Genomic DNA, 13,697 nt, shown 5'->3' with positions numbered 1-13,697 from the left:
TATGAAAGTTAGTTTGAATACAAAAGTTATGAATGTTTTTTGTGGAACAAATTCAAAAATCAGATTGAACAAATTATTTGATTATATGTTGGAATGTTCTATGAAACAAGAAGAAATTCTTAAAGAAAAACTTAAAGATTTGAATGGAAGTTGGATTATTTATCAATGGGATGTTGATATATCTGATATGCCTGATAAATTTGACGATTTGACAATACAAACATACCATACTTATACTAGAAAATTCTACGCTTTTCGTAACTACGATGTTTTTAGAAACGGCGAACTAATTGTAAGAGCAAAAACAAAATGGCTACTAGTAAATCCAGAAAAAAAGCTTCCAATGAGAATAACGGATGAACTGGGAAAGATTTATGGCAGAGAAGATGGATATGAAGTTCTAGAAAAAGATGTGGAATTAATAGATGGTAATTACGAAAAGTGTGGAAAATACACTGTAAGAAAAACAGACATTGATTATAACTTTCATGCAAATAATGCGAGATATATAGAATGGATTGAAAATTATCTGGATGATGACACGATTAAAAAAGTAGAAGTTGTATATAAAAAAGAGCTTAAATTAGATGAAACTGTTGAAATTTATAAATTGGTAGAAGATCGCAGTATTTATTTCAAATTAATATCTAATGGAGTATTGAAAACAATAATAAAAATTACGAAATAAATTTAACTCACAAAATGATTTTTTTGTTTTGTGAGTTTTTTTATTTTAAACATGAAAAATAGCCGAAATTTAATAAAAAAATAATTGACAAAACAAAACTGTTGTTATATAATTCTAAGATACAGTATAAAAATGGATAATTATGCTATAAAGTAGATTATTTAGGAGTTTAAGATAGTATAAGGGGTGAAGTATATGCATACTGAAAAGTATGGAGTAACGGACAGAGTTAGCTTTTCTAGGAACAAAAATGTTTTGGGACTTCCAAATCTTATTGGCATTCAAACTGACAGTTTCGATTGGTTTGTAAAAAAAGGTATCAAGGAAGTTTTTGAAGACATTAGTCCTATTAAAGATTATGCGGGAAGTCTTGTTTTGGAATTTGTGGATTATTATTTTGAAGAAAATCCAAAATACACAATCCAAGAGGCAAAAGACAGAGATACTAACTATTCTTGCCCGTTAAAAGTGAAAGTAAGATTAATTAACACCGACACAGAAGAAGTAAAAGAACAAGAAGTTTTTATGGGTGATTTCCCTTTGATGACAGACAGCGGTACATTTATCATCAATGGCGCTGAAAGGGTAATTGTAAGCCAACTTGTAAGAAGTCCTGGTGTTTACTTCGCCGAAGAAATTGACAAATCAGGTAACAGCAACTTTGCATCTACAGTTATTCCAAATAGAGGTGCTTGGCTTGAAATGGACACTGATGCAAGTGGTGTAGTCAATATTAGAATCGACAGAACTAGAAAATTACCTGTTACTACATTACTTAGAGCTTTATTATTTGACACTGATGATGAAATAATTGAAGCTATGGGAGATTCTGAAATTTTAAGAAAAACTCTCGAAAAAGAAATTTCAAAAGACAGAGAAAGTGCTTTAATTGAAATTTACAAGAAATTAAAGCCGGGTGATCCTGCATCTTTGGAAAGTGCAGAACCTTTGATTAACAATATGTTCTTCGACAGTAGAAGATACGACTTAGCAAAGGTAGGACGTTACAAATTCAATAAAAAATTATCTTTAAGAGATAGAATTACTAATCAAAAAGCAAAAGAAGATGTTGTGGATACATCAACAGGAGAAATTTTGGCTACTGCAGGAGATTTGATTACTGAAGAAATGGCAATCGAAATCGAAAACGCTGGTATCAATGTTGTTGATGTTGTAGGACATGAAGGTCAAAGCGTCCGTGTCATTGGTAACCACTTTGTCGATTTGGATAGTTTTGGTTTGGATATGGATTTATCTGATTTGAATTTGTCAGAAAAAGTTTATTATCCAATTATGGAAAAGATTTTGGAAGAAAATGATGACGAAAAATCAATCAGAAGAGCGATTGAAGAAAATGTTCATCAATTATCTCCAATTCACATAATACATTCAGACATTTTGGCATCAATTAACTACGAATTCAATTTATTCTTTGGAATTGGTTCAACTGATGATATCGACCACTTAGGTAACAGACGTGTAAGAACTATTGGTGAATTATTGCAAAATCAATTTAGAATTGGTTTATCAAGAATGGAAAGAGTTGTAAGAGAAAGAATGAGTACACAAGACCCTGACTTGGCAACTCCACAATCATTAATTAACGTTCGTCCAGTTACTGCTGCAATCAAAGAATTCTTTGGTTCAAGTCAGTTGTCACAATTCATGGAACAAACAAACCCATTGGCAGAACTTACTCACAAGAGAAGATTGTCAGCTTTGGGACCAGGTGGTTTGTCAAGAGATAGAGCAGGAGTTGAAGTGCGTGACGTTCACGACTCTCACTACGGTAGAATCTGTCCGATAGAAACACCAGAAGGACCAAATATCGGTCTTATAACTTCCATGACAACTTATTCTACAACTAATGAATATGGATTTTTAGAAACTCCATACAGACGTGTGGACAAAGAAACTGGAGAAGTTACAGAAGATATTGTTTATTTGACAGCTGATGAAGAAGATAAATATATAATTGCACAAGCAAACGAACCATTGGATGAAAATTCTAGATTTATAAATGAAAGAGTTTCTGGTCGTGGTATCAACGGCGAAAATGATATTTATCCAAGAGAACTTATCGACTACATGGACGTTAGTCCACAACAAATCGTATCTGTAGGTACAGCTATGATTCCTTTCTTGGAAAACGACGATGCCACTCGTGCATTGATGGGTTCAAACATGCAAAGACAAGCAGTTCCATTGTTGGCAACTCAAGCACCAATTATCGGTACAGGAATTGAACACAAGGCTGCAAAAGACTCTGGTGTAGTTGTAAAAGCAAAACACAAAGGTACAGTTACTAAAGTATCTTCAGATATTATTGAAATCACTCGTGATGAAGATAGAAAAGTTGACGAATACACTATTCGTAAATTTAAAAAAGCAAACCAAGGTACAACTTTCAACCAAAGACCTATCGTTAATAAAGGTGACAAGGTTGATGTTGATGATATAATCGCAGACGGTCCAAGTACTCATATGGGAGAAATGGCTTTAGGTAAGAACATCCTAATAGCATTCATGACTTGGGAAGGTTACAACTACGAAGATGCGATGTTATTAAACGAAAAATTAGTTGTAGATGATGTATTGACATCTGTTCATATAGAAGAACACGAATCAGAAGCTCGTGAAACAAAATTAGGAGCCGAAGAAATCACTAAAGATATTCCAAATATCGGGGAAGATATGAGAAAGAATCTTGACGATGAAGGAATTATAAGAATTGGTGCTGAAGTAAAATCAGGAGATATTTTAGTAGGAAAAGTTACTCCAAAAGGAGAAACAGAATTATCTGCTGAAGAAAGATTATTGAGAGCAATCTTTGGCGAAAAAGCTAGAGAAGTAAGAGATACTTCATTGAGAGTTCCTCATGGTGAATCTGGTGTTGTAGTTGATGTTAAGACTTATTCAAGAGCAAACGGCGACGAATTATCACCAGGTGTTAACAAGGTAGTTAGAGTATTCGTAGCTACTAAGAGAAAAATCATGGTAGGGGACAAAATGTGTGGTCGTCACGGTAACAAGGGTGTCGTTTCTAGAATTATGCCAGAAGAAGACATGCCATATTTACCAGATGGTACACCAGTACAAGTAGTTCTTAACCCATTAGGGGTACCAAGTCGTATGAACATCGGACAAGTACTTGAAGTTCACTTGGGACTTGCTGCTAGTAAATTAGGTTGGAAAGTTGCTACACCAGTATTTGATGGTGCAAGCGACCTTGAAATAGAAGATGCTTTGGAAGAAGCAGGATATCCAAAAACAGGAAAGATTTGGTTAAGAGATGGTAGAACAGGAGAATACTTCGACAACCCAGTAACTGTAGGATACATGTATATGTTAAAACTACACCACATGGTTGCGGAAAAAATCCATGCTAGATCAACTGGACCATACTCTCTTGTAACTCAACAACCATTGGGTGGTAAAGCTCAATTCGGTGGACAAAGATTTGGAGAAATGGAAGTTTGGGCATTAGAGGCATACGGTGCAGCTCATACTCTTCAAGAAATTTTAACTGTTAAATCAGATGATGTTGTAGGTCGTGTTAAAACTTATGAAGCGATTATTAAAGGTGAAAATATTCCTGAACCAGGAATTCCTGAATCATTCAAAGTTTTAATTAAAGAACTTCAATCATTATCATTGGATGTTAAATTACTTGATGAAAACAATGAAGAAGTCGAATTAATAGAAGAAGACGATGATTCTAGCGAATTCGGCAGCGATGATAGACTATAAGAAAGGAGAGGGCTCCTTGGTACAAAAAAATACTTTTGAAGCTATGAAAATTGGTTTGGCTTCACCAGACAAAATTAGACAATGGTCTTGGGGAGAAGTTAAAAAACCAGAAACTATAAATTATAGAACATTAAAACCTGAAAAAGAAGGTTTATTCTGTGAAAAAATATTTGGACCTACAAAAGATTACGAATGTAATTGTGGTAAATACAAAAGAATAAGATACAAGGGCATTGTATGCGAAAAATGTGGTGTAGAAGTTACAAAATCAAAAGTTAGACGTGAAAGAATGGGCCACATTGAACTTGCAACTCCTGTAAGTCATATTTGGTATTTCAAAGGAATTCCATCACGTATGGGATTGTTATTGGATATGAGTCCTAGAGCACTTGAAAAAGTACTTTATTTTGCATCATTTGTAGTTATAGATCCAGGTAAAACTGATTTATATGAAAAACAATTATTAACTGAACAAGAATACGAAGAATATTGTGACAAGTACGAAGAAGATGTTGATTTCAGAGCCAAAATGGGAGCTGAAGCAATAAAAGAACTTCTTCAAAAAATAGACTTACAAGAAGAATACAAAAACTTAACTGAAACTTTTGAAGGGTCAACTGGACAAAAGAAAGTTAGAATTTTAAGAAGGCTTGAAGTTGTTGAAGCATTTATCGAATCAAAAAATGATCCATCATGGATGATTATGGATGTAATTCCAGTAATTCCACCAGATATCAGACCAATGGTACAGCTTGAAGGTGGAAGATTTGCTACAAGTGATTTGAATGATTTATACAGAAGAGTTATCAACAGAAACAATCGTCTAAAAAGATTATTGGATATTGGATCTCCTGAAATCATTGTAAGAAACGAAAAAAGAATGCTTCAAGAAGCAGTAGATGCTCTTATTGACAATGGTAGACGTGGTAAACCTGTAACAGGACCTGGTAATAGACCATTGAAGAGTTTATCAGACATGCTTAAAGGTAAATCTGGTCGTTTCAGACAAAACTTGTTAGGTAAGAGAGTTGACTACTCTGGTCGTTCAGTAATAGTTATCGGACCAAATTTGAAATTCTATCAATGCGGTCTTCCTAAGAAAATGGCTCTTGAATTATTCAAACCATTTGTAATTAGAGAATTAGTTAAGAGAGAAATTTCACACAACGTTAAAAACGCTAAGAAATTAGTAGAAAGAGAAAACGACAAAGTGTGGGATGTTTTGGAAGATATTATAGTCGATCATCCAGTGTTATTAAACCGTGCGCCGACATTGCACAGACTTGGTATACAAGCTTTCGAACCAATATTAGTTGAAGGAAAAGCTATCAAACTTCACCCATTGGTATGTACTGCATACAATGCGGACTTTGACGGTGACCAAATGGCAGTCCATTTGCCACTTTCACCAGAAGCACAAGCAGAAGCTAGACTTTTGATGTTAAGTACAAATAACATACTTGCACCAAAAGATGGTAAGCCAATTACAACTCCTTCACAAGACATGGTATTAGGTTCATTCTATATGACTACTAGAAAAGAAGGTCAAAAAGGCGAAGGCTTAATCTTCAAAGATATTGATGAAATGATGTTGGCTTATGCAATGCATTATGTAACATTGCAAACAATAGTAAAAGTTAGACGTAACAGTGTAAATAACGATGGAACAAGTAAAATTGTAGAAAGTACTGTCGGTAGATTTATTTTCAACGAAGGAATCCCTCAAGATTTGGGAATGGTAAATAGAGATGAAGATCCATACTCACTTGAAGTTGATTTACAAGTTGATAAGAAAATGCTATCTAAAATTATTGATTTAACTTTCAGAAGATATGGAAATATCAGAACTGCTGAACTGTTAGACTACATTAAGTCTATGGGATACAAGTATTCCACAATCGGTGCATTGACAATATCAATGGGAGATATTACAATTCCTGATTCTAAGAAGGGAATTATTGAACAAGCAGAACAAAGAATTGATATGGTTCAAGATATTTATCTTCAAGGTGATATTACTAACGAAGAAAGATACAAGAAAGTTATCGAAATTTGGGAACAATGTATTAAAGATGTAACTAGAGCGTTGATGACAAATCTTCCTGCCGACAACAACTTGAATATCATGGCCGTTTCTGGAGCCCGTGGTAGTGAAAACCAAATCAGACAATTAGGTGGTATGCGTGGTCTTATGTCCGATACTGCTGGTAACACAATCGAAATTCCTATCACATCAAACTTCCGTGAAGGTCTTTCCGTACAAGAGTTCTTTATTTCAACTCACGGTTCAAGAAAAGGTCTATCAGATACAGCTCTTAGAACTGCAGACTCTGGATATTTGACAAGAAGACTTGTAGATGTATCACAAGATGTTATCATAACTGAAGATGATTGTGGTACTGATGAGTATATAGTTGCAAAAGAAATCAAAGACGGAAACAGACAAGTTGAAGATTTAAAATCTAGAATTATCGGTAGATATGCATTTGAAGATATTCTTGATTTGGATACTGGAGAAATCATTGTTCATAAAAATGATATGATCAATGAAGCAATCGCTGAAAGAATTGAATCAAAAGGTATCAAAGAAGTTAAAGTAAGAAGTGTTCTTGGATGTAAGATGAAACACGGTGTTTGCGCTAAATGTTACGGAAGAAACTTAGCTACTGGTAAGCCAGTAAACATTGGTGAAGCAGTTGGTATTATCGCTGCACAATCAATCGGTGAACCGGGTACGCAATTGACAATGAGAACTTTCCACTCAGGTGGTATCGCCGGAGTAGGAATCACATCAGGTCTTCCTAGAGTTGAAGAGTTATTTGAAGCTCGTAAACCAAAAGGACTTGCTTACATTACTGAAATAGAAGGTACTGTAAAAATCCAAGAAAACAAGAAGAGAAATGATGTTATCGTAACTAGTGAAGATGGAGAAGAACAAGTTTATCAAATTCCATACGGCGCTCACATCAGAGTTAACGAGGGAGATCATGTAGAAAAAGGTGAACCATTAACAGAAGGTTCAATCAATCCACAAGATATTCTAAGAGTTAACGGAGCAGAAGGCGTTCGTGATTATATAATTAGAGAAGTTCAAAAAGTTTACAGACTACAAGGTGTAGACATTGATGATAAGCACATCGAAATTATAATCAGACAAATGATGAGCAAAATCAAAGTTGAAGAAAGTGGCGATTCAGGATTCTTATCAGGCAGCGTAGTAGATGCAAGAGATTTCAAGATGACTAATGAACAACTTATCAAAGAAGGAAAAACTCCTGCAACAGGAACTCATTCCTTGATGGGTATCACAAAAGCATCACTTGCAACTGAAAGTTTCTTGTCTGCAGCATCATTCCAAGAAACTACAAGAGTATTAACAGAAACATCTATTAAAGGAAAAGTGGATCACTTAATAGGCTTAAAAGAAAATGTAATAATTGGTAAATTAATACCTGCTGGTACAGGAATAGCAAAATATGACAGAATTGAAGTAGATTATGACGGTAAAGCTGAAGATGATATGATTGAAGCTGAAAAAGCACAAGAGTCAAATGATTCTGAAGAAGCTGAAGAATCTACAGCAATGTCTGAAAATTACGAATCATTACAAGATGAAGATAAATAATATTTAAGAATTAAGGGATGTGAATTTGCATCCCTTTTTTTCTAAAATTAAGGAGTTTTGATGAAAAAAGATACAAACATCATAGAAATAAAAAACTTAAGTTTTCAATATGAAGGTTCATCAAAAAAAGTATTAAAGAACTTAAACATAAATATTAAAGAAGGTGAATTCATCTGCGTATTGGGTCACAACGGATCTGGAAAATCCACGCTAGCAAAACTCATCAACGCTCAATTCATCCCAACAGAAGGAGATATTTTGGTTGGAAATATGAATACAAAAGATGATGATAATTTGTGGAATATTCGTGAGATGTGCGGAATGGTATTTCAAAATCCGGATAACCAATTGGTAGCTACAATAGTTGAAGAAGATGTTGCATTTGGACCAGAAAATTTGGGAGTACCAAGAGACGAACTTCGAAAAAGAGTAGATGATTGCCTTGAACTTGTAGGAATGACTGAGTACAAGAGACATTCTCCAGCACTGTTGTCTGGTGGTCAAAAACAAAGAATTGCAATTGCTGGTATATTGGCAATGAATCCAAAATGTTTGTTAATGGACGAACCAACAGCAATGCTTGATCCTCAAGGAAGAAAAGACATCTTGGATACTGTTTTGAAACTAAGAGAAATGGGCAAAACAATAATCCATATTACACATTACATGGAAGAGTGCGTAAATGCAGATAGAATCATTGTCATTAATGAGGGAGATGTAGTGCTTGAAGGAACTCCTAGAGAAGTTTTCTCAAATGTGGAGCAAATGAAAGAAGTTGGTCTTGATGTTCCAGAGCCTACAGAAATTAGTTATCTTTTAAATAAATCAAATATAAATGTGAGACGTGATGTCCTAACTGTTGACGAACTTGTAGAAGCTTTGGGAGAATGTTAGGTGATAGGTATGAAGATAGAATGCAAAAATTTAGAACATATTTATAACAAATCAAATCCATTTGAAAAAGTCGCTCTCAAAGATATCAATTTAGAGATTAATCTTGGAGAATTTATTGGAATAATAGGACACACTGGTAGTGGTAAATCAACTCTTGCACAACACTTGAATGGATTATTAGAACCTACAAGTGGTGAAGTAATTGTTGATGACATATCAACCAAAACAAAAGTCAAAACAGATATCAGAAAAAATGTTGGATTAGTATTTCAATATCCAGAATATCAATTGTTTGAAGAAACTTGTTACAAGGACATTGAATTTGGACCAAAAAATTTGGGACTAACAGATGAAGAAATCAAAGAACGTGTAGAATGGGCATGTGATGCTGTTGGATTAGATGTAGAACACATGAAAGAAAAATCACCTTTTGAATTATCTGGTGGTCAAAAAAGAAGAGTTGCAATCGCTGGCGTTTTGGCGATGAAACCTAAGTTTTTGGTTTTGGACGAACCTACTGCAGGGCTTGATCCATTGGGTCGAGATATGATTTTAAATCAAATAAAACAACTTTTTGAAAGAGAAGATATGACAGTTATTTTAGTAAGTCATAGCATGGAAGATATCGCAAAACTTTGCAACAGAGTAATTGTTATCGACAAAAGTCAAATCTTCATGGATGATACTCCAGAAGTTGTGTTTAGTAAGGAAAAAGAACTAAAACAAATTGGACTTAGCATTCCACAATCCACACAAGTTGTCAGAAGACTGAAAGAAAAAGGATTCGACGTTAAAACAGATTGTTTAAATGTAGAACAAGCTTATGAAAGCATCAAAAAAGCTATGGAGGCAAAATTATGATAAAAGATATAACAATTGGTCAATATTTTGCATCTGATAGTATAATTCACAAGCTTGATCCAAGAGTCAAAGTTACATTTGTATTTTTCTATATTATTGCTATATTTCTTATAAGTAAACTTTGGGTGTATGCACCAGTATTGGTGTTTCTAATTGCTATTATTAAAATTTCAAAAATAAAACCAAATTTTGTGTTTAAAGGAGTGAAACCACTCATACCTATCATTTTATTGACATTTATACTAAATGTATTGATGACACCAGGTGAAGTTGTGTGGAAATGGGGAATATTCACAGTTACAAAATCTGGATTGAATTTGGGATTTTTCATGGCATTCAGATTGATATTTTTGGTTTTAGGAACAAGCTTATTGACTTTGACAACATCTCCGATCGAATTAACGGATGCTATGGAAAAAATGCTACATCCTTTTACAAAGATTGGATTTCCTGCTCACCAATTTGCAATGATGATGACAATAGCTCTAAGATTTATTCCGACATTATTTGAAGAAACAGACAAAATAATGAAAGCTCAAATGGCAAGAGGAGCAGACTTTGAATCTGGAAATATAATTAAAAGAGCGAAAAATCTTGTGCCACTTTTAGTTCCACTATTCATCAATGCATTGAAAATTGCTGGAGAACTTGCAGTTGCAATGGAAGCAAGATGCTATCGTGGAGGAGAAGGTAGAACAAGGCTTAACGAATTGTCGTATCAAAAACGAGATTTCTTTGCTTATGGAGTTATAATTTTATTATTCGTTTTAATTATCGTGAGTAGAATAGTATGAAAAACATAAAACTGACAGTTCAATATGATGGTTCAAAATTTTACGGATGGCAAAAACTGAATGATTTGCCATCCGTACAACTAGAAATAGAAAAAGCAGTGACAAAAATGGTTCATCAACCAGTTAAAATCAATGGTGCTGGAAGAACTGACAAGGGAGTTCACGCAAAAGGTCAGGTATGTAACTTCATTGTTGACACAGATATTTCTGCGAATCAATTTCTAATGGGAGTCAACCACTTCACGAGTGATTCAATTGTCATAGTAAAATCAGAAGAAGTGGATTTGGATTTTCATGCGAGATTTAGTGCCAAATCAAAAACATATAAATACATTTTATGTAACAAATACTATATGGAGCCTTGGTTTAATGATTATAAAGGTCACAGAAAATACTACTTAGATTTTGATTTGTTACTAAAATGCAGAGATATGCTCATTGGAAAACATGATTTTACTTCATTTGTTAATGATTTGGAAGAAAATATCAATCCAGTTAGAACTATTGATGAAATTACTATCGAAAAAATAGACGACGATATTGTGTTCACTTTCAAGGCAGAAAGTTTTCTTAGAAATATGGTCAGGATTTTGGTTGGAAGCATGGTTGATGTAGCAAGAGGAAGGAAAAGCATTGATTGGCTAAAAAATGCTTTGGAAAATAAAGACAGGCAGTCTGCAGGAATCACTATAGAACCTTGTGGATTGTATTTAATGAATATTGAATATTAAAAGGGGGAGTAAATGAAAAATTTGACAAGAAAACTCATCAGCGTAGTTATGATACTAATGATGATGTTTGTTTTCGTAAACAATGAATCATTTGCAGAAAAAGATACATTTGTAATTGGAATGGAGGCAAACTACGCACCATTTAACTGGTCACAATCGACTGATGCTAATGGTGCTTATCCCATCGAAAACAGCAAAGGGGAATATGCAAACGGATACGATTTGCAAATAGCTAAGAAAATTGCCGATAGTTTGGGCAAAAAATTAGTTGTAATAAAAATGGAATGGGACGGACTAGCACCGGCAGTTATGAGCGGTAAAGTTGATGCAATAATTGCGGGAATGAGTCCAACAAAAGAAAGAAAAGAGCAAATTGATTTCTCAGATACTTATTACAGCTCTGATTTGGTAATTGTAACTAAAAAAGACAGCAAATACATTAACGCGAAATCATTAAATGATTTAAAGGGATTTAAAATAACAGGACAATTAAATACATTCCACTATTCAGTAATCGATCAAATAAAAGATTGCGATAAATTACCTGCAATGGAAAGTTTCCCATCAATGCTTTCAGCAGTATTGGCAGAAAAAATAGACGGATATGTTTCTGAAAAACCACAAGCATTGAGTGCAGAAGCATCTAATGCAGAGCTTTCATATATTGAATTTGAAAAAGGTAAAGGATTTGAAACTTCAGCTGAAGACACATCAATTGCTATTGGTGTGAAGAAAAATTCTGATTTGACAGGAAAAATCAACGAAGCTTTGAAGAAAATCAGTCAAGAAGAAAGAGATAAGTTGATGCAAGAAATGGTAAGATTAAATGTGGAAAAAGACCAACCACAAGGATTCTTATCAAAAGTAAAAAGCATATTCAACGAATATGGATCACTTTTCTTAAAAGGTGCATTGATGACCTTGTTCATTGCCAGTGTTTCAACAATTATCGGATTTTTAATTGGAATATTAGTTGCAGTAATTAGAAACATGAGATTAGATAAGGACAAAAATAAATTCACTTATTATCTTCACAAATTTGTCAATTTCATCCTTGCTTGCTACGTTGAAATATTTAGAGGAACACCAATGATGGTACAATCAATGTTGATTTATTTTGGAGCAAAATTGTATCTTGGAATTGATATGGCGCCAATTAGTGCGGCACTATTTATAGTAAGTGTAAACACAGGAGCTTATTTATCAGAAGTTGTACGTGGTGGAATTAATTCTGTAGATGTCGGACAAATGGAAGCTTGTAAAGCTTTGGGAATGACACATTCACAATCAATGATTAATGTAATATTGCCACAAGCTATTAAAAATATATTGCCATCAATAGGAAATGAATTTGTAATCAACATCAAAGATACATCAGTATTGAACGTAATTAGCGTTACTGAATTATTCTTTGTATCTAAATCAATCGCAGGTTCAACATATAATATTTTTGAAACTTACGCAGTTACATGCGTTATATATTTTGTATTGACATTCTCATTGACAAGAATTCTTTTGTACATTGAAAAGAAATCCAACAACAAAGAGTATATAATGGAAGCTACGACTGGAGGAATGTTCAGTGGAAAATAAAATAATAGAATTACAACATTTGAAGAAAAACTACAACGGAGTAGAAGTTTTAAAAGATATCAACTTTACGATATCAAAAGGAGAAGTATTATCTATAATTGGATCATCAGGATCTGGAAAGTCTACTATGCTAAGATGCATCAACCTTTTAGAAAAACCAACAGGTGGAGACATATTGTATCATGGAGAATCCATACTTTCTTCGAAGTTTAATCAAAATAAATTCAGATCCAAAGTAGGTATGGTATTTCAACAATTTTATTTGTTTGAAAATATGAGTGTAATGGATAATTGCACTGTCGCTCAGATCAAAGTTTTGAATAGAGACAAGGAATCGGCTGTTAAAGAAGCTGAAAAATATTTGGAACTTGTAGGAATGATAGAACATGCTCATAAGAAACCAAGCATGCTATCAGGTGGACAAAAACAAAGAGTTGCCATTGCGAGAGCGTTATGCATGAATCCAGAAGTTTTGTTGTTTGACGAACCAACATCCGCACTAGATCCAGAAATGGTAAACGACGTATTACAAGTAATGACCAAACTCGCAGAAACAGGAATGACAATGGTAGTTGTAACTCATGAAATGCAATTTGCAAGAGATGTGTCTACAAGAGTATGTTTTATGAACGAAGGATATATTATCGAAGATACAGATCCACATACAATGTTTACAAATCCAAAACACGAAAGAGTTAAAGAATTCTTGAAAAATTATTTGAATAACTAAAATAAACGCCCTTTATCACAACGATAAAGGG

At 33.8% G+C, this 13,697-nt stretch carries 9 protein-coding genes; all 9 read left to right on the top strand.

The window, feature by feature from the left end:
• Nucleotide 1 precedes the first annotated feature (1 nt).
• The 9 genes from ACU68Y_RS04575 to ACU68Y_RS04535 all read left to right on the top strand — a co-directional run bounded on the left by ACU68Y_RS04575 (nt 2) and on the right by ACU68Y_RS04535 (nt 13,666).
• Entirely contained in the window at nt 2–688 is a 687-nt protein-coding gene (locus ACU68Y_RS04575; protein WP_446755633.1) for an acyl-[acyl-carrier-protein] thioesterase, read from the top strand.
• A gap of 195 nt (nt 689–883) precedes the next feature.
• Nucleotides 884–4,438: a DNA-directed RNA polymerase subunit beta gene (gene rpoB / locus ACU68Y_RS04570; RefSeq protein ID WP_446755634.1), complete on the top strand. Its 3,555-nt coding sequence runs from the start codon at nt 884–886 to the stop codon at nt 4,436–4,438.
• Between the two features lie 16 nt (nt 4,439–4,454).
• Complete coding sequence (gene rpoC / locus ACU68Y_RS04565) at nt 4,455–8,063, top strand: DNA-directed RNA polymerase subunit beta' (protein ID WP_446755641.1); 3,609 nt, start codon at nt 4,455–4,457, stop codon at nt 8,061–8,063.
• Between the two features lie 60 nt (nt 8,064–8,123).
• On the top strand, nt 8,124–8,957 hold the full coding sequence (locus ACU68Y_RS04560) for an energy-coupling factor transporter ATPase (protein ID WP_002841167.1): 834 nt from the start codon (nt 8,124–8,126) through the stop codon (nt 8,955–8,957).
• Between the two features lie 9 nt (nt 8,958–8,966).
• Nucleotides 8,967–9,818: an energy-coupling factor transporter ATPase gene (locus tag ACU68Y_RS04555; protein ID WP_446755635.1), complete on the top strand. Its 852-nt coding sequence runs from the start codon at nt 8,967–8,969 to the stop codon at nt 9,816–9,818.
• Nucleotides 9,815–10,612: an energy-coupling factor transporter transmembrane component T family protein gene (locus tag ACU68Y_RS04550; protein ID WP_002837191.1), complete on the top strand. Its 798-nt coding sequence runs from the start codon at nt 9,815–9,817 to the stop codon at nt 10,610–10,612. The genes ACU68Y_RS04555 and ACU68Y_RS04550 overlap by 4 nt, the downstream gene beginning before the upstream one ends.
• Nucleotides 10,609–11,343 carry a tRNA pseudouridine(38-40) synthase TruA gene (truA, locus tag ACU68Y_RS04545; RefSeq protein ID WP_446755636.1) on the top strand — a complete coding sequence of 245 codons (735 nt, stop codon included), beginning with the start codon at nt 10,609–10,611 and terminating at the stop codon, nt 11,341–11,343. The genes ACU68Y_RS04550 and truA overlap by 4 nt, the downstream gene beginning before the upstream one ends.
• Nucleotides 11,344–11,355: 12 nt before the next feature.
• Nucleotides 11,356–12,936, top strand: coding sequence for an ABC transporter permease subunit (locus tag ACU68Y_RS04540; RefSeq protein WP_446755637.1), 1,581 nt, complete (start codon nt 11,356–11,358; stop codon nt 12,934–12,936).
• Nucleotides 12,926–13,666, top strand: a complete 741-nt coding sequence (locus ACU68Y_RS04535; RefSeq protein ID WP_002839948.1) for an amino acid ABC transporter ATP-binding protein — start codon at nt 12,926–12,928, stop codon at nt 13,664–13,666. The genes ACU68Y_RS04540 and ACU68Y_RS04535 overlap by 11 nt, the downstream gene beginning before the upstream one ends.
• Nucleotides 13,667–13,697: the final 31 nt, after the last annotated feature.

The sequence above is a fragment of the Finegoldia sp. P1-F-LS genome, assembly GCF_052932205.1.
Note: the sequence above shows the minus strand (reverse complement) of the source record. Positions and strands in the feature narration are given on the sequence as shown.